The organism is Sphingobacterium corticis (genome assembly GCF_042684745.1).
Taxonomy (GTDB): Bacteria; Bacteroidota; Bacteroidia; order Sphingobacteriales; family Sphingobacteriaceae; genus Sphingobacterium; species Sphingobacterium corticis.
Genome location: NZ_JBHUMA010000006.1, coordinates 894,942 through 919,461 on the forward strand (window position 1 = coordinate 894,942; position 24,520 = coordinate 919,461).

General features: G+C 41.8%; 19 protein-coding genes. 6 read left to right on the plus strand and 13 right to left on the minus strand.

What is annotated here, in order from left to right:
- The first annotated feature begins 9 nt into the window (after positions 1-9).
- The 4 genes from ACFSQ3_RS09870 to panD all read left to right on the plus strand — a co-directional run bounded on the left by ACFSQ3_RS09870 (position 10) and on the right by panD (position 4,507).
- Positions 10-1,857 carry a RagB/SusD family nutrient uptake outer membrane protein gene (locus tag ACFSQ3_RS09870; protein ID WP_380869378.1) on the plus strand — a complete coding sequence of 616 codons (1,848 nt, stop codon included), beginning with the start codon at positions 10-12 and terminating at the stop codon, positions 1,855-1,857.
- A 195-nt stretch (positions 1,858-2,052) separates the two neighbouring features.
- Positions 2,053-3,066 carry a PLP-dependent cysteine synthase family protein gene (locus ACFSQ3_RS09875; protein ID WP_380869379.1) on the plus strand — a complete coding sequence of 338 codons (1,014 nt, stop codon included), beginning with the start codon at positions 2,053-2,055 and terminating at the stop codon, positions 3,064-3,066.
- The gene (locus tag ACFSQ3_RS09880; RefSeq protein ID WP_380869380.1) at positions 3,059-4,132 is read left to right on the plus strand and encodes a DUF6695 family protein; all 1,074 of its coding nucleotides are present in this window, start codon (positions 3,059-3,061) and stop codon (positions 4,130-4,132) included. Before ACFSQ3_RS09875 ends, ACFSQ3_RS09880 begins: the two co-directional genes overlap by 8 nt.
- A gap of 6 nt (positions 4,133-4,138) precedes the next feature.
- Positions 4,139-4,507 (plus strand): aspartate 1-decarboxylase, encoded by a 369-nt coding sequence (gene panD, locus ACFSQ3_RS09885; RefSeq protein ID WP_380869381.1) that lies wholly within the window; start codon positions 4,139-4,141, stop codon positions 4,505-4,507.
- Here the strand turns inward: panD and ACFSQ3_RS09890 are convergent.
- The 3 genes from ACFSQ3_RS09890 to ACFSQ3_RS09900 form a co-directional block, all read right to left on the minus strand.
- Positions 4,504-5,196, minus strand: a complete 693-nt coding sequence (locus ACFSQ3_RS09890; RefSeq protein ID WP_380869382.1) for an ABC transporter ATP-binding protein — start codon at positions 5,194-5,196, stop codon at positions 4,504-4,506. The genes panD and ACFSQ3_RS09890 overlap by 4 nt on opposite strands.
- Entirely contained in the window at positions 5,193-6,107 is a 915-nt protein-coding gene (locus ACFSQ3_RS09895) for a hypothetical protein (protein ID WP_380869383.1), read from the minus strand. The genes ACFSQ3_RS09890 and ACFSQ3_RS09895 overlap by 4 nt, the downstream gene beginning before the upstream one ends.
- A gap of 73 nt (positions 6,108-6,180) precedes the next feature.
- Complete coding sequence (locus ACFSQ3_RS09900; RefSeq protein WP_380869384.1) at positions 6,181-7,935, minus strand: transcriptional regulator; 1,755 nt, start codon at positions 7,933-7,935, stop codon at positions 6,181-6,183.
- Between the two features lie 342 nt (positions 7,936-8,277).
- Here ACFSQ3_RS09900 and ACFSQ3_RS09905 point away from each other — a divergent pair, with 342 nt between their 5' ends.
- Together ACFSQ3_RS09905 and ACFSQ3_RS09910 are read left to right on the plus strand one after the other, a co-directional pair.
- Positions 8,278-8,616, plus strand: coding sequence for a hypothetical protein (locus ACFSQ3_RS09905; RefSeq protein ID WP_380869385.1), 339 nt, complete (start codon positions 8,278-8,280; stop codon positions 8,614-8,616).
- 68 nt (positions 8,617-8,684) lie between these two features.
- Positions 8,685-9,011 (plus strand): DUF4870 domain-containing protein, encoded by a 327-nt coding sequence (locus ACFSQ3_RS09910; protein ID WP_380869386.1) that lies wholly within the window; start codon positions 8,685-8,687, stop codon positions 9,009-9,011.
- 413 nt (positions 9,012-9,424) lie between these two features.
- Here ACFSQ3_RS09910 and ACFSQ3_RS09915 read toward each other — a convergent pair whose 3' ends face one another.
- The 10 genes from ACFSQ3_RS09915 to ACFSQ3_RS09960 all read right to left on the minus strand — a co-directional run bounded on the left by ACFSQ3_RS09915 (position 9,425) and on the right by ACFSQ3_RS09960 (position 24,489).
- Positions 9,425-10,423 (minus strand): FAD:protein FMN transferase, encoded by a 999-nt coding sequence (locus ACFSQ3_RS09915; RefSeq protein ID WP_380869387.1) that lies wholly within the window; start codon positions 10,421-10,423, stop codon positions 9,425-9,427.
- Positions 10,423-12,621 (minus strand): PepSY domain-containing protein, encoded by a 2,199-nt coding sequence (locus ACFSQ3_RS09920; protein ID WP_380869388.1) that lies wholly within the window; start codon positions 12,619-12,621, stop codon positions 10,423-10,425. The genes ACFSQ3_RS09915 and ACFSQ3_RS09920 overlap by 1 nt, the downstream gene beginning before the upstream one ends.
- A 10-nt stretch (positions 12,622-12,631) precedes the next feature.
- Positions 12,632-13,117, minus strand: a complete 486-nt coding sequence (locus tag ACFSQ3_RS09925; protein ID WP_380869389.1) for a DUF2271 domain-containing protein — start codon at positions 13,115-13,117, stop codon at positions 12,632-12,634.
- A gap of 4 nt (positions 13,118-13,121) precedes the next feature.
- Positions 13,122-14,621 (minus strand): ankyrin repeat domain-containing protein, encoded by a 1,500-nt coding sequence (locus ACFSQ3_RS09930; protein ID WP_380869390.1) that lies wholly within the window; start codon positions 14,619-14,621, stop codon positions 13,122-13,124.
- Between the two features lie 213 nt (positions 14,622-14,834).
- Positions 14,835-17,216, minus strand: a complete 2,382-nt coding sequence (locus tag ACFSQ3_RS09935) for a TonB-dependent receptor (protein WP_380869391.1) — start codon at positions 17,214-17,216, stop codon at positions 14,835-14,837.
- Positions 17,209-19,593 carry a TonB-dependent receptor gene (locus ACFSQ3_RS09940; protein ID WP_380869392.1) on the minus strand — a complete coding sequence of 795 codons (2,385 nt, stop codon included), beginning with the start codon at positions 19,591-19,593 and terminating at the stop codon, positions 17,209-17,211. The genes ACFSQ3_RS09935 and ACFSQ3_RS09940 overlap by 8 nt, the downstream gene beginning before the upstream one ends.
- Before the next feature lie 9 nt (positions 19,594-19,602).
- Positions 19,603-20,871, minus strand: coding sequence for a hypothetical protein (locus ACFSQ3_RS09945; RefSeq protein ID WP_380869393.1), 1,269 nt, complete (start codon positions 20,869-20,871; stop codon positions 19,603-19,605).
- 6 nt (positions 20,872-20,877) lie between these two features.
- Positions 20,878-22,086 carry a hypothetical protein gene (locus ACFSQ3_RS09950; RefSeq protein ID WP_380869394.1) on the minus strand — a complete coding sequence of 403 codons (1,209 nt, stop codon included), beginning with the start codon at positions 22,084-22,086 and terminating at the stop codon, positions 20,878-20,880.
- Between the two features lie 5 nt (positions 22,087-22,091).
- Positions 22,092-23,270: a hypothetical protein gene (locus ACFSQ3_RS09955; RefSeq protein WP_380869395.1), complete on the minus strand. Its 1,179-nt coding sequence runs from the start codon at positions 23,268-23,270 to the stop codon at positions 22,092-22,094.
- Complete coding sequence (locus tag ACFSQ3_RS09960) at positions 23,260-24,489, minus strand: hypothetical protein (protein ID WP_380869396.1); 1,230 nt, start codon at positions 24,487-24,489, stop codon at positions 23,260-23,262. Before ACFSQ3_RS09960 ends, ACFSQ3_RS09955 begins: the two co-directional genes overlap by 11 nt.
- Between the last annotated feature and the right edge of the window lie 31 nt (positions 24,490-24,520).

Genomic DNA, 24,520 nt, shown 5'->3' on the forward strand with positions numbered 1-24,520 from the left:
ACACATCTTATGAAAATATTATCAAAGTATTGCATATTTAGCGGACTTGCTTTGCTAGGTGCAATGCAAAGTTGCAAGCGCTCTTTTTTGGAGCCAAAGCCATTATCTATTTATACGCCCGACGAAACTTTCCAAAGCGCAGCCGCGCTTTGGGCAACTGTGGTTTCCTGCGAACGAAACGCACGCATGGAATTTATGGGCGACGGTGCGCCGATCGTTACTGAGTTGATTTATTCGGACATCGCCGTATCAGGAAGTACAGATAAGCCAGGTCCAGCTATCGATCTTAACCAAGCAATTACTCCAGATGGCCAACTCAATAATTTGGAATACGAGAATCGAATTGAATGGTATTGGCTCGAACAATTCCGCGGCATTCGCTACGCAAATACGACCATCCACTACATTGATGTTCCACAAGATTATACCGATGAGGCAGAGAAAAATCATTTGTTGGGCGCAGCTTATTTCCATCGTGCGTTGAGGTATTATCGATTGGTACACCAGTTTGGAGACGTTCCCGCAGTATTTTTTATGGCGACGGAACCGAAGTTGGACTTTTACAGTACGAAACGCGAAGTAATTTTGGAGCAATTGAAAACAGATTTAGAATTTGCGCAAGAATGGGTTCCAGATAATGTCAATAAAGGACAGGTTACGAAAGGTGCAGTCGGACATTTATTGACCAAAGTAAATTTGGCACTTGGCTATTTCGATGACGCCATCGAATCTGCGAATAAAGTAATAAATGGCGGAACATATTCTTTAATGACTTCGCGATTTGGATCTACACAAAGTGATGCTAATCGGAACGTAATTTGGGATTTACACCGCCCACAAAACAAATCGCTTGCTAATAATCGGGAAGCTTTGTTTCTTGTTATCGATCGTATAAATCTGGATGGAAATCAGGACGGCGGTGTACAATCCATGCGAAACGGAATGCCATTTTGGAGTAACGCCGGAATTGTAACACCTGCCGGAAACCGCGCTATGTCTGACCAACCGAATGTAGAATTCCCTATGGTAATGCAATACGGACGCGGGATAGGCCGAATTCGACCAACTTGGCATAGTCAACACGGACTCTGGACTGATAGCACTGACCTAAGACATGCACCCGGAAATTGGATGCGAATGGAAGATTTGGTGTACAATGCACCAACATTAAAAGGCAGCGATCCGAACTATGGTAAACCCCTTCAGATGCGTAACGCACAAGGTGGATTATTAACAACCGATACAATCCGTTTTTGGTTCGACTGGCCGCATTATAAGCTTTTCGTAGAAGATCCACAACGTGTTCAACCGGCAGGCGGTAATTCGGATTGGTACGTATTCCGTTTAGCGGAAACGCTTCTGCTACGTGCTGAAGCGTATGTTTGGAAGGGCGATTTTGCAAGTGCTGTTAGCGATATCAATACGGTAAGAGCGAGAGCAAACGCTGCTCCTATGTCCGTTTCGGAGGTAAACATCGGAACCGTCTTGGATGAACGTGCGAGAGAATTGTATTATGAAGAACCTCGAAAAACCGAGCTCACACGCATTTCATACATATTTGCAAAAACTGGAATCGCATCCGATGAAGGCAAAACGTACAGCTTGGCCAACTTCTCGGAAAGCAATTACTTCTACGATCGCGTGATGGCCAAAAGCGATTTTTACAACAAAGGCGTGAAAACAAACTTCGGCATCGAATATCGTATGAGTCCATATCACGTGTTATGGCCGATTCCGATTAGTGCCATAAATGGAAATCCGAAAGGAAACATCAACCAAAATATCGGATATTTAGGCTCAGAAACTAACGTAGAAGCGCTAGATTACGTCATTGATAAAGCGGACGGAGAAGAGTGAGTTTCGAAACGAATGTTGTACGGATTAATTACCAATAATTAATCCGTACAACATTCATAAATAGCTATTATTCTCATTTTTTTAAACCACGTCCGCCAAAAAACGTTAAAACCCTTCTCCTTCATACCAACTCATAAAACAAATAAAAAAAAAGTACGTTCTAATTGCACATAGTTTGACAACTGAACCTGCCACGTGCATTTGCAAGAAGAGAATAATACGGTTTCTATCACGCCATCGATAGGTAATACGCCTATAAAACGATGCGATTTTTTGTCGGGTTTCTACGGCACAAACATTTTTATTAAGGAAGAGTTTCATAATCCAGGAATGTCTTCTAAAGATCGTCCTGCCTATTTTATGATACAGGATGCTATCCGTAGAGAGCGGATTCGGCTGGGCGGTACGTTTGTAGAAGCCAGCAGTGGGAACACGGGGCTCGGTATAGCCATGATTGCGAAGCAATTAGGTTACAAAGCGAAGATATTTGTTTCCAAAAGCTGTTCGCAGGAAAAGATCGATAAGTTAGAAGAAGCTGGCGCGGCCATTGAGATTTGTGATAATTCCAATGGTCTACATGACTTTCAATCCACACAATTTCGAGCGCAATCTTTCGCCGCAAAAGATCCAAATGCATATTTCACCAATCAATATTATAATACGCAGAATATTCGCGCGCATTACAAAACGACTGGACCTGAAATTTTTCAGCAAACGAGTGGAAAGGTTACCCATTTTTTATGTGGTGTTGGTACGGGCGGAACGATTTCCGGAGTGGGACGTTTTCTAAAGGAACAAAATCCGACGACTCAGATTTGGGGCATTGAACCTAAAGGTTCCATCCTTCAACATTATTTAGCATACCGAACTACACCGCAAGACATTCGACCGTGCGATGCTATCGAGGGGATTGGTCGAAACTTCGTGCCCGGATCGTTCGACCCAGAACATGTAGATGAAATCTATCAGGTGGAAAAACGCGTGTCCAAAATGATGGCGCAATGGTATTTTCGAGAAACATCTTTTCGGTGTGGATTTTCAAGCGCTGCAGTTTTAGCCGGTTTGCATGGCTTTTATCATGAAATGCGATTTAAATCAACAGATCAGGTTGTATTATTTTTTCCAGACCACGGACGTCGATATTTGACCAAGTTGTATTCCGACAAAGTTGAAATAAACATCACAAATGCGATCGCTAAACATGGGTAACCGTCATTTTAATGATATAGCCATTCCCATTTCATGGCCAGATAAGACCGCGCGCGGCGACGAGAAGTGGATGGCATTTTTTGCTAAAATTGGAATCGTCAAAAATTTGAATTTCCGTGTTGGTCACGCTGCCGTTTTAGTGGTAGAAAGAGCAAGTGGAACGATTAAGTATTTTGATTTCGGACGCTATTTGGTGCCACGCGGATATGGTCGGGCCCGCTCCGCTCGCTTCGATCCTAGGCTCAACATTGAAACCAAAGCTTTATTCAGCAACAACGGATCCTTGATGAATATGCAAAGCATATTCGATGAACTGCATGATAAAGAAGCAGCAACACATGGGGGCGGCCGAACTCTATTTTCTATTTGCAAAGAGATATCTTTTGAATGCGCTGTAACTTACGCAGAAGAACTGGTGAGCAAAGGGCCGATTCTCTATGGTGCATTAGCAAACAACAATAATAGCTGTTCGCGCTATGTAGCACAAATTTTAACTACAGCCATGCCGACGAGCGATCCGCGCCGTCGAAGAATTCTATATCCGGAATCTTTAAAAGCCAGTCCAACCAGCAACGTCGTAAATGCTGCCCAAGTGCAAGATATCTTTTGCTACGAATCAAAAACAATTCAGGCCATGCCCATGCAAAGAATAGCATCGTTGCGTTTCCAGTTTGGTTTGTTGAAGGATAATTTTAGTCGTTCGGGTGCGGAAAGATTAGGTTGCGATAAAGTTCCGGGAATGGTGGAATTTTCGGAACGCCCGTCAAATATTCCGGTGCATGCAAAATGGATCGGTGGAATTGGCGAAGGTGCATGGTTTAATTTGATCCAACTGGCAAATAATCTTTACGAAATAACGCGATACGATGCTCATGGTGTTTTGCTCTTCACACAAACGATGACGTGCGATGGCAATTTTTATTCTGATCAACAATTTGAATTTACCTACGACTTCTCCTTTGAACAACATCAGATTATTCAAAACGGAAAGCTGCTTATTTTTAAATCAATCGACCAAAAACACAATTTATCTTATACATCACAGATTAAACAAACAATTTTATAGGAAAACATGGAAGTAACTCTTTTAAAATCAAAAATTCATACCGTAAAGGTCACTGAAGCAAACGTTGCATATAACGGATCTATAACGATTGATGCTGACCTATTGGATGCAGCAGGAATCAAAAAATATGAGCAGGTTTACATTAATAATGCAGTAAATGGAAGTCGAATTATGACTTATGTGCTTCCCGGAAAACGCGGAAGCGGCGAGGTTTGCATGAATGGCGGCGCAGCGCTACACGCTAAAGTTGGCGACACCGTACATATTCTTTCGTTTATCAACTTATCTCCCGAAGAAGCAGATATTTATCAGCCGACTTTAGTTTTTACCGAAGGCGAAAACCAAGTTAAATCGGTAGAGAAATACGAATATTAAGGCGATTTAAGTTGATCAAATAGCGTATCCAGATTGTTGGCATTCATGTCTTCGGACAGGAAAGTTTTTAGATTGGGAAATTCCGAACGATCGCTAGAACGAGCAATCGTACCATCTTTCAAATACAAAATCTCGTCGCACGTTTCTTCCAAAAGTGCAAATACGTGCGACGAGATTAAAACCAACTTATTTTCCTTTTTCAAGCGCTTAATGATATCTGTAAGCAATAAGCAACTTTGAAAATCTAAGCCATTATAGACTTCGTCGAAAATAAACACGTGATTATCTTGAAGAAGCGCGCCCAAAATCGACAACTTCTTTTTCATTCCTGTAGAATAGCTAACGATGTACTCGTTTAATGGTAAATCAAAAACGTTGATGGATTCCAAAGAATCGAGCTTTCTATTTCTTGCCTGCAACATCAATCGTAAGTACTCCGCCCCCGTTAATTTAGCTAAGAAATGTAACTCCGCAGGAACATATCCCAAATACGCTTTCTCCGATTGTCCCGATCTTTCGATTATCCCTTTGTATGATTCCAACCCCGCCAAGCAGCGAAACAGCGTAGTTTTACCTGCACCGTTTTGTCCAACCATACCATAAACTTTTCCAGCGGAAAACTCGAAAGAAATATTTTGAAGCACCGGATTTTTACCGAAAGATTTGTTGAGTTGTTTTAAAACGATCATAAACATTGTTTCAACCGACGCACGGATTTCTTGTAAAGATGAATGCATAATAATGGCAACGGAATGATGGTTGCAACTGAAAACGCAAAAGCCAAAATTTCTACAACTCCAGGACGGCTTGGATAACGGCTATATTTCATCAAGATGGTAAGCCCAAGCAATAAGATTACGACAAAGCATAGCAATAATATCATCCATATTCCTTCCGGAAAACGAATCAGCACTAAAATAAGCATCGGCAAAGTCCAAATCAAAAGATCTTTGACTCCCCGAATAAATTTCATCCATAGATACCGTTTTGGCGATAAAACATAATTCCATACCAAATGCTCATCCTCCACAACATCGTATGCTTGCAGCGCTATTAAGGCAGTAGCGCCGAGCAAAACGAATGCTAAATTTTCGTTTCCGTAAAGCAAGCTAATCAGGCAAAGGGCATGTAACAACATCCAAATCCACCAAGCTTTGCGAAACAAAAGAGCAAACTCAAATGGCTTTTTTGAAAACGGCGTGGGGACTACTAGGCCACTAATCGCCATTGCTCCGCTGAAAACTATTATTCCAGGCATAATTACCACCGCTAAGCAAAGCAACCATTGCGGATGAACAAGAGCTAAAGCAATGATCGGTAGAGAAACCAAATAATTTTCTAGAAATCGAATGCGATAATATTGCGAAGCAGAAAAAATTTGTCGAAGCGCCAGCAGCTGCGTGCGGGATGATAAGCTCTTCAACAAAATAAATTGCAAACCGATCAATACAAACGGATAGTATTTCGGCGATCTTTGTCCAACGGAAAAAAGCAACGCCAGCAAAATAGTCGCTACCAAAATCGCCATTGGAAATGGAATTCCAGCATCTTCCGCATATCGTTTCAATAAAGTGATTCGTAATCGGAAGTAGTAATTCATGTTTGCGATGAAAGGTCAGTTTTGTGAAGAAGACAAAGATAAGATAATCGCTGTGTTCACGATTAGCGAATAATTAAATTTTAATGAAATCTTCCAACCTTTCTTGTTCTTCTAAACCAAATTTCTTCTTTAACCGGTATTTCGTCATCCGAACGCTTTTCGGCTCCACGTTTAGCAAATTTGCGATTTGTTTGGTGTCAATTCCGAGATATAGATACGCACAGTACTTCAAATCCAAGGTAGTCAATCGCTGCTTCGATTTATGGGTTAAATTTTTGAAGAAATGCGGATGTAATTCCTGAATACGAAATTTGACATTTTCAAAATCGTTATCGAACAGGTTTTCTTCTCGAAGTACCTGCTGAATGTTCACCGCGCTATTATCGCTCAGCTTTTCTTTTAAGCTTTTCAGCACTTCATTCTTATGCTGAAGATGCAATTGATTAGCTAGCACTTCGTCTTGCAATTGTTGCTCCCGCAAGCTCAACAATTCCTGTTCTGCTTTCAAACGATTTTTTTCTTCCTCCGCCAGCTGTATTTTCAGCTCTGCCTCGTGCTTTTCCGCATTCAATTGCTTCTCCCTAACCAAAGAGTAGCGTAGGCGATCTTGATAAGAGCGAAACATAAAAAATGCGCCTATTATTAAAATAACAATCAAAACAGCATATAAGGTTTTCATCTTATTCTGCTGATTTGCTATCTCGGACATTGAAGCTAACTCCTGTTCCTTCTTTTCAAACTGGTAAAGTGCCTCGGTCCTTTTCGTTGTCTCGGCTTGATTCTCGTCAAAAAGTTTTCGGCTATATTCTGCCACTTTTTGTTCGTATTCATAAGCTTTTTTATAGTTTCCCATTTCCGCGTACAACTCCGACAGTCCGCGTACCACATTGATCATGGTATGATAATAAATGGGTTCATAGCTTAAGATGACTGTATAGGCGCGTAGTAGATAGTCTTCTGCCGACTTCAGATCGCCATCGCGCCGCGCCAGCTCGCTTAATATTCCGTAAGCACTTGCAACGACAGACTGACCATTTTTCACTGTACGGCTAACTCGAAGCACCTCTGCTGCGTTATCTTCAATGTCTTCACGAATCGCTGGAGTGAGCTCCGGGAAAAACCGGAACAAATAACTGGCTTTATTTACCCGAGCGATAGCATAGGTATATGTGGCCACTTGCATGGGGAATTCTTGGTAAAGGTCAATAGCTCTTTGCGTAAAGTGGAGCACCGAATCCAAATACATTTTCTTGTTTGTTTCATCGTATTTGTAGGTGTAAGCAACTGCTAATCCTGCGTAAGCATTACTTAATAAGTTTTGATTTCCAGTCTTCTCTGCATCCCAAACGGATTGTTTAGCATAGTCATAGCATTTACCGCCATCGTGCCAATCAACATACACCGTGTACAACAAATAACGAAGTTTCGCGCGGATGTAATAATCTTCTGAGCGATCTACACTGCCCAACGCATTTAGGGCGATCTGAACAGCTTGCTGGACGTCGCCGAGATGAAATAACCTAAAAGCTTGAAGATATTCGAAATAAGCAATTGCTAACGGATCCTTAACGCGCTTTGTGATCTTTGAAATAGTATCAATTATTAGTTCGAGCTTTTCAAAATCCTGTTTGTAAATCGTACCGCGTTGTACCAATGCTTTTATTTTCTCCAACTCATTATTTTCTTTGGATGCTAAATGAATTTGCTTATCGACCCATCCATTTGCCTCATCGTACCGCTCGTTTACGCGGTACCAGTCTACTAATTGGTTAAGGGCGCGGAAGCGATGATCGACAGAATTACCATCATCGCTATAGACTTTCTTCAAGCTATCTAGATAATCACTTTGTGCAAATACAGGAATATATAGAAAGGTAGCAAAAATTATAAGTAGTTGTTTCACCTTCTAAAAATACTAAAAATGCAAATCAGATAGCTATAAAAGACACTAAAAAAACAAAACATTTATCACAAAAAGATACTGATAGTCAAACAACTACGTGCAATATGTGGTCATTTTGTAGACACACGGAAACCATTAGTAGGCAGTATGTAGCTGTAAATTAATAGGAATACAGAAATATTAATTGGAAAATTGTGAAAGGCGATCTAGATCCTATGGAGATCGACCTTTTATCTATCTACACTAAGAAAAATTAAATTTCAAGCTATGATTATTTTCGGTACGCGTTCAAAAAATATTGGCTCAGAACAGGCAGAAGTAACCTGCGGACATTGCGAATCTAACAATAGCATTTGGGTTTATATTTACCGGAGCTACTTCCACATTTTTTGGGTTCCGGCATTTCCGCTTTGGAGATCTTCTGCTTCTCAATGCTCGCATTGCAAACAGGTTTTAGAAGAATACCAGTACAATCCGGAATTAGTAAAAGCCGATAAGCTTGCACGTAAAAATGCCAAAACACCTTGGTGGATGTGGTTTTGGCTTCTGGCGCTTCTAGTGCTAGTAATTGCAATATCGTTGACGAGCATTTTTACCAAAATGTAGCAACCATCTATCGAAGAAACCATCATCTATATATTTTCAAATTTTAACTATTAAAAAATCATCTAATCATGGACAACAAAACACTTTCATTCGTTTCGTACATCACATTAATCGGTTGGTTAATTGCTTATTTTTCTGGAAAAGATACCGCAAATAGCTTATTAAAATATCATTTAAAACAAGCTTTAGGTTTATTTATTCTGTCGCTTGTTTTTAATGTTGCTATTTCCATCCTGGTAATGATCGTCCCTGCTCTGGCATTTCTAAGTTATATCGGTCTTGCTTTCCTAGTATTAATGATCTTTGGAATTATCAATGCTTCTAACGAAGTAGAAAAACCGTTGCCAGTAGTTGGAAAATTATTTGAAGATAAATTTGAGTTCTTGAACAAATAGGCGAAGCTATAACCTAATTGATTGCATAATATATCGGCTAGCAATCCATTTGCTAAAAGCAAATTATACAAACCTTTTTATACTTGTCGTTGATGACTTCTGTAGTCATCATCACACCTTGCAATTATCTTTGAAATCATCCAACAAGGGTGTCTTCAAGCCAAAAGGTTCCTTGAAGCTTTTCTGAAGCTTCAAGGATACTCGGAGGCGAAAAATGTGCGCTCATCAACGATGGTTACTGCTAATGGTGATGTAAAAAATCATAGATTGACGCAGGAGTAAAATTTTTGTTGGACAATCCTTATGCCGTTACGGAGAGCAACTTTTACGAGATGGTTGATGGCGATTACCAATTAATTATAACGCGTAAATATGCGTATTCAAAAGCGAGTAAATAAAAATGTTTAACCATCTTATTTGCTCTTTTCAATGTCGCCGTTATCCGAAACAAAAATATAACGGTAATTGGGATAGCGCTTTATCAGTTTTCTACCTTGCTCCGCTCCTAACACCATAATGGAGGTGCTTAGCGCATTGGCAAACTCGGCAGATGGGCCATAAACTGTTGCGCTTGTCAATCCAGTGGAAGGATATCCGGTTTTCGGATTAATAATATGACTATAACGCACGCCGTCAAACTCGACAAATTTCTGTGTACTTCCTGAAGTCGCAATCGCTCCGCTTTTAATCTTTAATGTCTTTACGATTTTATTGCTGTGAAATGGATCATCGACTCCAATCTTCCAAAACTTTTGTTTCGGCGGATTTCCCCACATCGCCATGTCGCCGGATGCGTTTACGATACCGCCTTTTACTCCGCTTCTTTCCATCAATTCTCGTCCTTTATCTGCTGCGTAGCCCTTTCCTATCGATCCAAACCCAATCTTCATTCCGCAGTTTTTAAGATAAATGGTTGATTTCAAGCTATCCAAGAAAATATTCTCGTAGCCTACGCGTGCGATACTTTTTTGTAGTTCTTCGCCGGAAGGAAGCGTATCCACCGAACCGTCAAAACGCCAAACTTTATCCAAACCGGCGACGCTGATATCAAAAGCGCCGTCCGACATTTCCGAATAGGCGATTGCACGCTTTGTTAATTCAAAAACTTCGCGATCGACCTTTACAGGTCGAATTCCTGCTTGCTGATTTACTTGAGAAATTTGTGTATGTGGCCGCCATTCGGAAATCAGATTTTCAATTCGGTCGATCTCGGCGATTACCACTTCAATATTCTTCTTCGCACTCGCAGAATCAACATCGACGATGGTTATTTCGAAAACGGATCCCATTAATGTGGTTTGCTTGCGCACCAAAACATCTTGTGCGGAAACACTTGGGTATCCTAACAAACTAATTGCAAGGGTTGCGATCAACAAACGTTGTAAACGACGAAGGCTTGGTAAAATAAACATCAATAACAATCGGTTAGAAGTTGTCCGCGATCGCGATAGAATGCTAAATCTTTAAGATTCCGCTTTGCTAATAATTCATCCAAAATAGATTCTACATCGCGCTGCATTTGCAACGCTCCACAAATCAAAATCACACCACGATCAGCCAATAAATTAGCAAAATATTCCGCGTCTTCCTTGATCAAATCCAACACATATTGACTGGTCACTTCTCGAGAATACGCAACATGATAGGAACTCAACTTTCCTGAGTTAATTTGCTTATCGGCAAATTCTGCATAGGATTCGTTGGATGGTTGCTTGTTTCTAAATCCTACATACAAACGCGTAGGAATCTTTGATTTATTGTTGTCCAACATCCCTAAAAATGGTGCGATTCCCGTTCCATTGGCAATCATAACTACTTGTTTTGCTTTCTTTGGAAAATGAAAATGCGTATTCGGTAACCATCTCGCTGATAATAATTTATTATCTTTTAACTCATTTAAATATCCAGATCCTAACCCATGCGGATGAAGCTTCACAAGAAGCTGTACGCAACCGTTAACACGGGCAATCGAATAGAATCGTTCCGTGGCATCATTCTTCGGATAAATAGCTAATAAATCACCTGATTTTATGCGTAGACGTTTGATTGGTTTTAAGACCACTTTGAATATCGGATCGCCTTCAATTACTTTCGTTTTGCTCACCACTTTAAACTGTTGCAGCGATGGCATTTTTTCTTCGTAAACCGATTTGGCTGTTGCCAAAGTTATTCCACTTTCTTTCGTCCACGCGTGTACCCAATTCACTACATCATCGGCCGAACGATCATTAACCGTATATAATGGTAAAATCTGTTTCGCCCAAGTTTGTTCTTGGAGCAAAGCATCGACTTTCATAGCGTAAGCGCAAAAATCAGGATATGATTTTGAACCGAAACCTAGAACGGAGAACTGAACATCCTGCACTTGCGGAAACTGCGCTAATCGAGATTGAAATTGTTTTGCTCCCTGAGGTGCTTCACCCAAACCGTAAGTACAGGTAAAAACAAGCAAATGCTTAGCATTCGGATATTTATCATATCCATTCAAAGAGTCTACAAAACTTTTGACACCTTGATCAAGCAATTGTTTATGTACTCGATTTGCCATCGCCAAGGTGGTTCCATTCTCTGAACCAACCAACAAAATTACTTCGGCTGTTTTTGCGGAAAACTTGTTCTTGATACGACTGCGCGTACGTCGAAACGTGATTACAAAACCTGTATAAATAAAGAATAGAATATTCAGCGCAGCCAAACCTAGTACGATCGCTAATCCTCGATTAGTTTGTCCGGTGTGTAGATCCAAGCTGATCTTTTCCCAAACCGCGGTATAAGCATATTTGGTTTCCTTCAAAATGGCACCATCCATTTGACTGACTGTCAACTGACGATCTTTCAGCGTGATGATATAAAATTCTTCTGGATCATCTTCAATAAATGGAAACTCAATGCGTTCTACATCAGACAGCTTCGTTTGTTGAAACAAACGAAAATCCAAAACAGAAGTCGAAACCTCCTCACTTTGATTGACCACATATTCTTGCACGGATTCCGGTTTAGCGATAATGTTCGTTCGCACTAAGAACAGATATGTTCCGGTCAACGCGATCAATAAAATTGGGATCAACATCAATCGACCGCTAACAACATGAAAATACTGCGCGAAAAAATCCTTACGCACTTTGGAGAAAAACCGCTTCCAGTTCTGTTGGCGTTTTACGATTAACAAGATGCCGGAAATGGTGATTAGCAGGAGTAAAAATGATATCACGCCGACGACGATCCGACCTGTCTCGTGGAGAAACAGCGAGCGATGTAACGTTGTCGTCCACTGAATAAAATCACTTTTCTCTTCTTTAGCACCTAAAAGTTTGCCAGAAATTGGATCAATGTAGCCTTGTACGGCTTCGCTGTCTTCGTTCAATGCATCCAAATAAACGCGTGACTGACGATCAACAACAAGTTCTAAAATTTCAGGATATTGCTGCTTCAATTGAGAAACCGTATTCGCTAACGATATGGTATCCAAATCAGCAATCGCGAAGTTCGAGCTGTTGCTATCGACAGCGTCGTATGCTAAAATAATTCCGGTGACGGAAAGCAGTAGTAAAAACAAAGAAGATGCCCATGCTAAAACTAGATGGGCATACCTCCAAATGGACAAAGTCATGTACTATAAATTATTGCGCTTTCGTCAATTTTACAAAACGTATATAACCTTTCCCGTTGGTGCGCGCAGTAACGCCATCAGTGGTTAGTGCTACCTCCGCATCCGTGGTATGGTATTTTTGTTCTTCTACAGCCGATTCAAAACGAAGTTTGTAACCTTTGTTCATTTTATCAGCATCAATCTCTATCACTCGAACCGCGCGATCCCCACCGCCAACTGAAGCGCCAGTGATAGCATTCAACTTTTCTTTGGTTTTGTTCTGAAATTTATACCATTCTTTCAAGGTATTATACCATTGCTTGTCTGGCCCTAAAACGGAAAGCGTCTTCTCGTAACCACCCTGCGGATTAACTAGCGAAATAATTACATACGCCGCCTCGCCTTCGTACGCATTCATTTGAATCATGCACTTGTATTTGCTTGATTGCGCGAATGCGCTAGATGATAAACCAAAAACGATAGCAAGAAGTAAAAATATTTTCGTGAGATTGTTCATAGTTCTATTTTAAGAAATCGGTAGAAACTTGATTGTTAGTTAAAAATTCGTTCTCTTGCGCCAAATCAAAGGCTGTTTCGTCGAATTCAGTTTTCAAATTTTTGTCTGCTCCCAATGCCACCAATGCCTTCAAAATCGTATCATCTTTCGCAATCAAAGCTGCTTTATGCAACGCCGTCATTCCTTCGTTATCCTGCGCGTTTACATCAGCACCGAGTTTGGCAGCTTGCTCAATCAATTGGACGTTTTCTTTTGCTACTGCGATATGAAATAATGAGCTTCCGTCAGATTGTGGTTTCGCAACGTCTACATTTTTTGCCTTCAATAAAGCTAATTTTTCATTGAAAGGATTTCCGGTTGGAGCACCGCCAGGTCCAGGTCTGCCTTCGCGGTAAGAATCGAACCAATGAAATGCTAAATTACGACCATCTTTATCCAGTACATCCACGTTCGCACCTTTTTCCAAAAGCAATTTTACGTTATCCGCAGAGCCGTTTGCTACCGCAAATGTTAAAGCGGATTGTCCCTTTTCGTTTTGCGCATTCACGTCGCTTCCTGCGTTCAAAAGCGCTTGAACAACTTCCGATTTTTGTCCAACCGATGCCAACATTAACGCCGTATTTCCATCGTTATTTGCTTTTTTAGCGTCAACCTTTTTATCTAGGAAGTATTGAATAATCTCCATGTTACCACCGCGAACTAAACCGTGTAGGATTGTTGCTCCTTCATGGTTAATTGCCTGTGGGTTCAATCCTTTTTCCTCGACTAAATATTGATATACATCCAGTCCATTTGCTTGGCGACGGAAACCTTGACTTGCGAAGAATAGTGCGTCATCGGTCAACTCCGCGCCTTTTTTGATAAATGCTTCCACGATTTTCTTATTTCCTGATTTAGCAGCGTAATCAGCAACGGTGCGACCGTGCGCGTCTTTATCCTTTACAGAAAGACCTTTTGATTCGAAATAGTTGGTCAATTTCAAATCTTCATCCGCTGCCGCGGCAAGCATCAATAATGTTGCGCCGTCAGCGTATGTTTTCTTTGGATCAACGCCTTTAGCAAATAACGCATCATAGATTGCTGTATTTTCATTTCCACCACTCGCTGCATAAGCTACAATCGGCGTTCCGTAGCTGTCTGCGTAGTTGACGTCAGCTCCTTTTTTTATTAGGTAATCAACTACCTCCTTATTCCCATTGGCTGCTGCCCAGTGCAAGTAATGACGGCTATGATGCGTTTTTTTATCGACAGGATTTCCTTCTTGATCCAATAAATAGAAAATCACCTCGTTCGAAGCTCCGCTATTGATGGCCATCGTGGTTACATCGAAAGATGCAGCATTCGACTCAGCAGGATCGTTACCTTCTGCTACCAATGTTTTCACTTTTTGAAGATCAGGTTTTCCTCCCCAAAAATCTCTACTTAAAAATACGGAATTACTTTGTGCAAACGTGGTGCTTGCGCTTAGGCAAAATAATAAAGATGCGAGTTTGTATGCTTTCATAGATAATCTTGGCTTTATTTAATATAAGTCTAAATAATGCTGCAAACATAAGGAATAATAGCGAATATTGAGTATTAAAGATGTTAGTATTGAGTTTTGAGATATTAGTACTAAGATGTTCGGTATTAAGTATTAAGATGTTAGTATTGAGATAGCAGTATTCAAACTTTTGCCTTTTTAATTTTTACTTTTTACCTTTTTAATTTTCACTTCTCACTTCCTCAATCGATAGCTTAACCCAACTAAGAATAAGCGACCGGGTTGACCCGGCATCATCATGTTAGTAAAGTTAAACACGTTATCGACGGTAAATCTTAAAGCCAAACCCTGGTGGTAAAAATTCTTTTCAACGTGCGCGTTAACTAGATAATGGCCGGGAACAAATGTATCAAATCGATCAATGAATTGATTGCCATTGAAGTCCGCAAATGGATACTTTCCGCGGTAATTTACACGCATGGAAATGCTAGTATCCCAAGGTTTATAGGTGTAAAATGCGCGCACGTTCAGCATGTGACGAGAGCGGTTTTCAATTCCCCAATAATCGGATGTGCTAACTGGCGGAGATTCTCCAGTTTTCGGATTGTGCAGGTTTTGGTTATAAGGCCAGTTTCCTGCACGAATGCTATCTAATACGCTGACATCCCTGGATAGCAGATATTGATAGCCAAATTGGATATCAAGATCGCTTATCGGTGTCCATTTCACGTTGGCTTCAAAACCTTTATTAACGACCTTCGCTAAGTTTTGGTAAGAGAATATTTGACTAATTTCCGTTCCGGTAGCTACTAATATTGGATTAATTTGATTTCGTATTATATGGTAAAATACATTGAATTCACCAGAAAGACTTTCATTTAATCGCGCATTTAACCCCGTATTGTAAGACATACTTTTTTCCGCTTTCAAATTTTGATCCAGCTGACTGATTAAATATCGACGTACCTCGCTAATCTGTCCTGTTTCCTGAAGTTGCGATAGCGTTTGTTGCAACATTTCATTTCCCACGACCAAATAGCTGGCCGATGGATTAAAGAAAACCAAATAGCGCGTACGATAATCTGGCACTTTGAAACCACTTCCTACGCCGGCCTTCCACGTTAGGTGATCATTAATGGCTACATTAATCCCCAAACTTGGATTTACACGCCCGCCAAAATCGACCGTGTGATCGTAGCGTAATCCGCCCAAAATATTTATTCTATTAGAAAGCGCTTTTTCTCCTTGGAGAAATCCAAAACCTGTAAACAAGCTTTTGCTCCCGATCAAAGCCTGATCGCGCATGGTTTCGCTACTTCCTCCTATTCCACCAGTCAACTGCAAACCATTCGCGAATTTCTTGGCAAATTGTTGTTCCAGCCGATGAATCTGCTGCACAAACTCCAAGCTATTTCTCGTGTCAGCAGCATCCTGCCATTGCACAAACTCATCCGCATTGTATTGCGTGTAATAATATCTGCTCAATAATTGCCAATCGTTTCGAAGGCGTTGATCCCAAGTTAACGAAACGTTTAAATCTTTCTCATCTTGCCGATCTTCAGAAACCCAATTATCGCCCCAGTTTTTCGGCATAAAGGATTGACGAATTCCATATCGAATGCTCGCTCCTGCCGTGCTATTCGCACTTACTTGATAGCGACCGCGCGCTTGAAAACTGTAATTTTGATACGGCGGACTGGTTTGTCCGTCAACCAAATATGGATTGGTATTAAAACCATCTGTGCGGTAATAATTAGCACCGACATGGATATTTCCGCGTTGTTGCGCAAAGGAAGTTTCGCCATCCAATGTCGCATCGATCATATTCAAACTTCCATAACGGATTGAAGCCAGCGCCTGCGGTTCTAAAGCACCGTGGCGCGTGATAATGTTGATCGCTCCGCCTAACGCTTCGCTACCGAAAAGACAGGACGACGCGCCTTTGACGATTTCAATGCGTTCAATATTGCTGACGCTAATGCGCGATAAATCGAAATTGCCATTGTTACGACCAACCATCGGCTGACCATCAATCAGAATCATCACATAATCGCTACTAAATCCCTGTAATTGCACACCAACCGATCGACTACCTCCGCCCATATTATTCACGACAGCGATTCCGGTTTGCTCTTTCAGAATTTCGTCCAATCGACGGCTACCCATCATTTGGATTTCTTTCCTTGTGATGATACGCATCGGCATAGCAGCGCGCTCTAAGCGGACGAGGTTATCGGGCGTTTCCAGTTTCGTGGCATCGTGCCAAACATCAACTTCGCCAATAACGTGCGATCCAGCCTTAAGCGTAAATGTTCGCTTTAATTCTTTATTTGGCTCGATTGAAATCGAATCTTTCCAAACCTCATAGCCGGCGTGTTGAATCGTCAGATAATACAATCCGGCATACAACGATGGAAACGAGAAACGACCATTTTCACTTGTTTTCTCTTGATGACGGTCGGGCTCTAAAGCTAAGGTGACGCCATTGATTGGCGATCCGGATTCGTCGGTGACCAAGCCAACGAACGATCCTTTATCTTGTGCTAAAACAGCGTCAAGATGAACAAACAATATAATTATCAAACAAAATCGCAAAAAGCGAACGGATTTAATCATTCCGATATAGATGGTATGTAAGTCCTAAAAAGTACATTCTTCCGGGTTGGGATGGTACTTTAGGATCGACAAAATTCAATAAATTCTCTGTAGTTGCACGAACTGCCAAACGTTGCTTAGGAAACTTCTTTTCAACCGCAGCATGCAACAGATAATGTCCGCGCACAAACGTATCAAAACGATCCATATAGCCATTGTTATTCAAATCGGCAAAAGGATATTTCCCACGATAATTCACGCGGAGGTTTGCACTTAAGTTCATCGGTTCGTAGGTATAAAAAACCTGCGCATTGTACATATGCACCGAACGATTTTCGATTCCCCAATAATCTTTTGCCGAAGGCTGATAATTGACATAACCCGTTTCCGGATCGAATAACGGACTATTATACAATCCGCCTTCGCGAATTTCATCGCCAACGGTTCGGTCTTTCGCAATCAAATACTGATATCCGGCAGCCAATTGTAAAGCTGGAATTGGTTTGAAATTCATCGATAATTCCGCTCCGCGGAAAAAAGCACGCGCATGATTGCGATAGGAATAAATCAATTGACCATCAATGTCCGTTCCTATTAACACCGGATTTATCTGGTTCTCGATTTCGTGGTGGAATACGGAACCTTCCGCACGTAAACGGTTGTCGAATCCTTGCCAGATCAGACTGAAATTGTAGGAGCGACTCATTTCCGCATTCAGCGCTTGGCCACGAATTTCGTCGTAAACAGGCTGCAATTCGTATTGGCTCATACGTCCGGATTGACGGAGTTGATTAATTACATCTTGCAAGGCATACGATCCCACCAATACATTATTTTGAACCGGATTGTAAGCTACCTGAAACAACTTCCGCATATCAGGCGCTTTAAAAGCCGTACCGTAAGCAAATTTGGCGCTTAACGAAGGTAGCACTTGGTATTGCGCTGCGAAACTCGGATCTAAACGCCAACCGTATTGGTCAATGTGATCATAGCGCAGCCCTAATGTAAGATGTAAGCGCGGATCAACCTGCCAATTTGCCTGCGAATAAGCGAAGATCGTACGAATCTGATCTACGTCAGTTAGAATATTTTGGTCAATGCCTTCAATCGTTCCTCCTACCCCGGTAATCACATCCAACTTATCGTCGACGCTGTACGCCACTTGTTGCTCCAAGCGATGAAACAATTGCGCAAACTTCGTTTGGCTGATGCTGTCGCCTTGCGATAAGCTGACGTTCATATCCGCATTGTACTTTGTCAAATAATAGCGCGTCATGCTACGCCATCGATCACTTATTTTGCCGTCGTAGTTTGCGAATAAATTAATATCCTGCTCGCTAAGCACATCGTTCGTTTGGAAATCAGCACCTAAAAATTCCCGACTCATAAAACTTCGGCGCAAACCATAGCGTCCGCTCACGGACATCGTGTTATTTTCGTTGAAGCGATATCTAAATCGGCTTTGCGCCGCATAATTATCATAAGGCGGTGCCGTTGTTCCTTTAATGGTTCCCTGATTGGTATTGAAACCGCCGGTGCGGTAATAATTAAGATTTCCGGAAACCGTACCTTTCTGTTTTAAAACGGGCGCTTCGCCATCAAGCGAAACATCCACCGTTTCGTTCTTTCCGACATTCACGAAAGTCATGGCTTGGGGTTCAGTAACGAGCTGTTTGGTGATCACGTTGATCGTTCCACCAAGCGCATCACCACCATAAATATTTGCGGCAGCACCTTTGGTGATTTCGATGCGCTCGATATTGCTGACGCTGATTCGCGATAAATCGAAATTACCACCGTTCCGCCCAACCATCGGCTGTCCATCGATCAGCACCATAATGTACTCACTGCCGAATCCCTGCATCTGCACACCTACTGAACGCGCACCACCGGCAATATCATTAACAATGGCAATACCAGTTTGCTCCTTCATCACCTCATCCAAACGTCGGCTTCCCATCAGCTCAATCGTACGTCGGTCAATCACCGTCACGGGCATAATGGTATTTTCTAATTTTACCAAGGTTTCCAAATTCGCATTGATACGCCGACCAGTTACAACGGCTTCATCAATGCGTTGATCGTTGCGTTGTAACCAAATATCGTGCGTAAACGTTTTTTCGGCAGCAATCAGCACCGTATCGATTTGTGTTTGATAACCTAAAGCTTTCGTTTGGATAATAATCCGATTTGCATTTAATTTCGAAAAAACATATCGTCCATTTTCATCACTTGTCGTGATTTCTGTAGTTCCAACCACTTGTATTTCTGCGCCGGAAATCGCATCCGTCGATTGATCGGAGCGCTGCGCCAGCACACGCCCCTGCAACTTTTGTTGCGCAAATGTTGTGGGTATATACGCTAACCATCCGATTAGCAAAATAGAAAGTAATCTCATGCTTGTTTATTAATCTTTGGTGCGCAAGTTTCTGCTTCCGTCAGGTTGAATGTAATAGCGCATGCTGATATAAGGCGATGGCCAATTCGCATCGGTCAATACCTCCGGCGCACCTTTGTACATGCTTATTAATTGTAGTTTTCCATATTGATACGAACGTTCTCCAGTATTCGGATCGATTCGTTCCAATCGAAGAAAATACGCTCGATATGGAAATGGTTTAGCGATGAAAGTATTTCCGATTTGATACCAGGAATTGATACCGGGTCCATACTGCGATTCGAATCCGATCTGCATCGTATTTACCGGACGGTTATCAAAAAACTCATCCTCCGGCGCTTCGTCCATGAATTCGTATCCATATTCGTACATAATAACCGACGTTTTCCGAATCGGACTACCGTTGCCCGGACTCAATGGCGAAAGGCCGTTGTTGAGGTAAATCATGCTATTCAAATCGCCAGTGAATGCCAAATCCCATTCATCAGTCCGCAAATAGCGAACGGAATCCGCATTGTCGCGCAGGAAATGTTGCCATTTATCTTTGAAACGAAACAGAAACGGACTGAACACTCCGGCTTCCTTGCCACTTTTACTGAACTGAACTTCCACGAAGTTTTCATTCTGCCGATAATTGGCTGGTTTCGTTAGCAGCTCCCAAGCTTTTCCATTGTACAGATATACCCGATTGTTACGGTTATTGCGATATGCCCAATTCGTTTGCGGATTGCTCGGCGCTTGTTGCATAAAACCACGCCAATCAATGGTTAGCGGTTGCGCGGATTGGTTCGTGCTATCCACCGCAATTTCCATTTGATACCAACTGTTCGTTCGGCGGATATAGTGTAACCCATCAGAAGTATTTTGATAAGCTTGATTCGCCATCGCTCCGGACGGATGCGCAGTCGCCGGACTTAACCATTGAATATTTTTTTCGCTTTCCAGCACTTCTCGCATCCAAACGTCTGCCGTTTTACTGCCGCGCTCCACATCAACTCCGCGTGCACCGTTGATGATTTCATTCGCTATCGGCGTAAAGCGAATAGAATCCGTCCAGGAACTGTTATAAAAACGTTGTCGCAGATATAAATCTCTAGTTTCCAACTCCGGTTGCCAACCGTCGGTCGCCAACGTATCGCCCGGCAAATCGTAAATCACCGTGCTCACACCATCTTCGTAATTTGGCGACGGATCTTCCAGCTTGTAACAAGCTTGGAAAAGAAAGCTCGTAAACAATCCGGCAATACCGATTTGATAAATGATTTTTTTCGCGATCATGCTATGCTATTTTTTTGCGGAAACAATTGTGGTATAATTAACCGTTCCCCGCTGGCTGTACATGGATATCGTTTGTCCGTATTGAACCGCCATATCACCACTGAGATGTGTCCAAATACCGTTTTGATTGATGTATTCGTACAAAAATTGGATGTAGGAAATATGTCCACCTACGAATTCTTCGGCTTCCGCCGGTATGTTGAACTTCACTTCATTCTCCGTAGCATCAAAATTTTGAATTGGGAAGGTTTTGTTTCTGTACGTGTATCGATATTGCGGAAGTCCCGTTCTCGGGTTTATTGTCGTATCGATACGTTCGACCGCGCGTGTATGTAATAAGATGCTATGCAGATGATCTTTCTTGTAGTATCGCGTGACTGCTCCGTTTACTTTATCGTCGTATTGGTATTTGACATGAAGTTGTTGACCGGGAGTTACGTTTGTATTTTCTTCTACGAAATTCGGCGTAACGCTGCCCGATATCAATGCAAGATTTGGCGCTCGCATAAATAGGATTTTCGAATCAGACACTAAATCCCCCACTTTTACATAAATACGGTGCTTTCCTGTATCCTGCTGATTGGAGAACTTAGGTAACTCCACACGCAGATTGGTGTTCGTTGCCGTAGCGGTATCTATCGGTAAGTCAAACTCAAAGCCATCATGTACACGTTGCATGTAAACCTTTACATCCGACAGATTTCCTGTTGTTAGAAAATATTCACCAAGCAAAAACAGGTAAAGTCCGGAAGTCGCTTGATTTTCAGGAACTACGCGCCATCCCGATCCTTCAACCACATTTAAGTAATCCAAATTACCCACTACAGCCGTAAAAACTGGCGTTTCGCGCGTGGTTTTAATTTTAAAAACGTAGGTTTTTGAATCGCCATTTTCTGCCGTTACGGTGTAGGTTGTTTCTCCATTAAATGGAACTGCGGTACCTGATGCCGGACTAATTGTCGCGCCTTTCGCGATTTGAATCGTCGGCGTAACATTTTCCGGTTTTGTCAATTGCGGATTCCAATACACAATAATGCTATCCTTAGAAACGACGCCGCGAAGCGGATCGTTGCCAACATTTTGTCCGGAAAGATATACGCTCAAGACATCGGTATATGGCTGCTTGGCGGTTTCGTATTCAGTTTTGCTACAGCTCACTAAGAATAATGCCTGCAACACAAAACAAATGATAATGCTGATGTTCGTTACTTTCATGTTGCTTAGTTATTGGTTGATGCTTCTACTAAAAATCCAGCACTACTCGGAATAGCGATTCGGTGTTCTGTGCCAAAAACGGTTCCTGCTCTGAATCCGGGCTCCTCCTTGAATACCGCGTAAAGATTGATGACGTTACTTTGGTAATTTCTGTAAACGCCCACAGGCATTTCCGGAAAAATAGCCTTGATGGTTGATCTGTCATTACTCACGATGCGCATCGCAATTTCTTTTCCGTAAAGATTCGAGGCAAATCCGGTCGGCACATCCCCTTCACGTGTCGATTTGTTCACACGTAGATATATTTTTTCTGGTACTGGAAATGTTGCTTCGCCCGATTCGAAAACGATCGTATCACCTACCATATATTTGGTACTACTGCTATAGCTTTCCGTGTAAGGTAATCGGTAATCAATTTTCATCGGTGCTAACTGCGTCGTTCTTCCTTGATGATCCAGCGTTACGTCATACGTTCCGAATTTTGCATTTGGAGAAACGCGCGCTGTCATCACATACATCTCATTCGCTTGCGGCGAAACCGAAATACTGCGTACATAATCGGTATGTGTTTCGTCGGTTTCCTGATTTTTCAGTGTGAATGTTGCGCGATGCGAGCTGGAAAGGAAGTTTCCGAACGCATAGAAAGCCGCATTGGCGTTGATTTCGTAGTTGCCATCCTCCACGGTATGTAGCTTAAAATCGAATGCGTTACGTCGTGGATTGTTTCCATAACCGATCACTTTCAACGAATCTGGATGCGGCAATATTTCTTGGGTAAGCACATAATTTCTGTACTTTCCGTCAGCACTGCGTACGATGTAACGTGCTGAATCCCCTGCCGCAATCGGATCAAGTTCATCTTCCAAAAGATTGATTTCCGTACTGTCCGAGCGCAAGAGCGTTGCGCCCTCGTCGATGATGATTTCGCCAATAAGAAAATCTAGATTGCTGTAATATGGTATATATAATTTGATGCTGTTTAAATCCTGGTCAATAGCACCAACCAAAGGCTGTGGGCTGTTTTTAATTTGAAAAGCAGTAATGCGATTTTTCGGCTCTTGCTCAAAATCGATAACTTCTGTTTTCGTACACGATTGCAACGACAATCCGATGAGAATAGACAGCGGAAAAACCGTCCGCATAAACTTGCTTGCGAACGATTTACATTTTAGGTTACTTGCCATTGGACGAAACGATTTTGGTTTCAACAGTTAATCTTCCAGTTTGCGGATCCGGTGCGTAAAATAAGCTGTTATTAAACAATACAATTTGACCGTATCGATTGGCACCACCGTCGCTTAAATGTGTCCAAACGCCATCGCTATTGATGAATTTGTATACGAATTGACCAATACGCAAATTTCCGCCGACAAATCCTTCTAATCCATCGGGAAGTTTAAATGAAACTTGATTAGCAGTTGCTTGGAAATCAGTAATCATAAAAGCTTCATCTTTATAGACGTTCTTATATTGTTCCTTTCCTGTCCGTGGATTAATCGTCGTATCAATGCGCTCAAGTCGACGTGCGGAAATCATTACGGTATGCAAATCAACAGGTTTGAAATAACGCGTAACGGCGCCATCCAAATCGTCGGTGTAGTTGTAATCGATCGAAACGGTTTGACCGGCGTGTACCGATTGGCCTCTTTCTTTAAATTGACCGGAAACTTCTCCATATTGTTGCACATTTGGACCGCGCATGAAAATATCTTTAGATTCTGATTTTAGATCACCTACCTGAACCCAGATTCTGTGTCTACCTGTATCCAATTGATTGGAAAACTTCGGTAATTCTACCTTCATGCTTGTGTTGGTCACCGATTCTGCATCGAATGCTAAATCGAATTCGTAACCATCGTGTAAACGTTGCATATAAACCTTTACATCTTCTAGGTTTCCCGTTGTTAGAAAATACTCTCCCAAAAGATTGAGATGTACTTGTGAAGTTGGCTGCGTTGCGGGAGTTACGCTCCAAAACGTTTCTTCCATTGGATAGATCAAATCCAACGAGGTTACGATCGCAGTAAGAACAGGTTGCTCGCGATTGGTTTTGATACGCAAGGTATATTCTTTGGTCTGTCCGTTTTCCGCCGTAACCGTGTATTTAGTTTGATCAGAAAATGCGACGGATGTCCCAGATTCTGGACTGATCTTTGCGCCTTCGGCCAATTTGATCGTCGGTACGATATTACTAGGCTGTGTGGTTTCCGGGTTCCAATAAATGATGATGCTATCGCCAGAAATGACACCTTGCAACTTTTGTTTTCCTGCCACCTGATCTTCGACATAGAAGCTAACAATATCTGTGTAAGGACGCGTTTCCTGATCGTAGTTGGTTTTGCTACAGGACATGTATAATCCGCAACACATCAAAACCAAGATGATTATATTATTTATTTTCATGAATTTAACTTGCTATAAATGAATGATAATT

Coding starts and splice junctions, on each gene's coding strand:
- ACFSQ3_RS09920 (WP_380869388.1), bottom strand. CDS start 12,621: ATGACTTTGTCCATTTGGAGGTATGCCCATCTAGTTTTAGCATGGGCA.
- ACFSQ3_RS09890 (WP_380869382.1), bottom strand. CDS start 5,196: ATGATCGTTTTAAAACAACTCAACAAATCTTTCGGTAAAAATCCGGTG.
- ACFSQ3_RS09955 (WP_380869395.1), bottom strand. CDS start 23,270: ATGGCAAGTAACCTAAAATGTAAATCGTTCGCAAGCAAGTTTATGCGG.
- ACFSQ3_RS09905 (WP_380869385.1), top strand. CDS start 8,278: ATGATTATTTTCGGTACGCGTTCAAAAAATATTGGCTCAGAACAGGCA.
- ACFSQ3_RS09910 (WP_380869386.1), top strand. CDS start 8,685: ATGGACAACAAAACACTTTCATTCGTTTCGTACATCACATTAATCGGT.
- ACFSQ3_RS09940 (WP_380869392.1), bottom strand. CDS start 19,593: ATGAGATTACTTTCTATTTTGCTAATCGGATGGTTAGCGTATATACCC.
- ACFSQ3_RS09925 (WP_380869389.1), bottom strand. CDS start 13,117: ATGAACAATCTCACGAAAATATTTTTACTTCTTGCTATCGTTTTTGGT.
- ACFSQ3_RS09945 (WP_380869393.1), bottom strand. CDS start 20,871: ATGATCGCGAAAAAAATCATTTATCAAATCGGTATTGCCGGATTGTTT.
- ACFSQ3_RS09870 (WP_380869378.1), top strand. CDS start 10: ATGAAAATATTATCAAAGTATTGCATATTTAGCGGACTTGCTTTGCTA.
- ACFSQ3_RS09915 (WP_380869387.1), bottom strand. CDS start 10,423: ATGTTTATTTTACCAAGCCTTCGTCGTTTACAACGTTTGTTGATCGCA.
- panD (WP_380869381.1), top strand. CDS start 4,139: ATGGAAGTAACTCTTTTAAAATCAAAAATTCATACCGTAAAGGTCACT.
- ACFSQ3_RS09930 (WP_380869390.1), bottom strand. CDS start 14,621: ATGAAAGCATACAAACTCGCATCTTTATTATTTTGCCTAAGCGCAAGC.
- ACFSQ3_RS09880 (WP_380869380.1), top strand. CDS start 3,059: ATGGGTAACCGTCATTTTAATGATATAGCCATTCCCATTTCATGGCCA.
- ACFSQ3_RS09935 (WP_380869391.1), bottom strand. CDS start 17,216: ATGATTAAATCCGTTCGCTTTTTGCGATTTTGTTTGATAATTATATTG.
- ACFSQ3_RS09950 (WP_380869394.1), bottom strand. CDS start 22,086: ATGAAAGTAACGAACATCAGCATTATCATTTGTTTTGTGTTGCAGGCA.
- ACFSQ3_RS09895 (WP_380869383.1), bottom strand. CDS start 6,107: ATGAATTACTACTTCCGATTACGAATCACTTTATTGAAACGATATGCG.
- ACFSQ3_RS09960 (WP_380869396.1), bottom strand. CDS start 24,489: ATGAAAATAAATAATATAATCATCTTGGTTTTGATGTGTTGCGGATTA.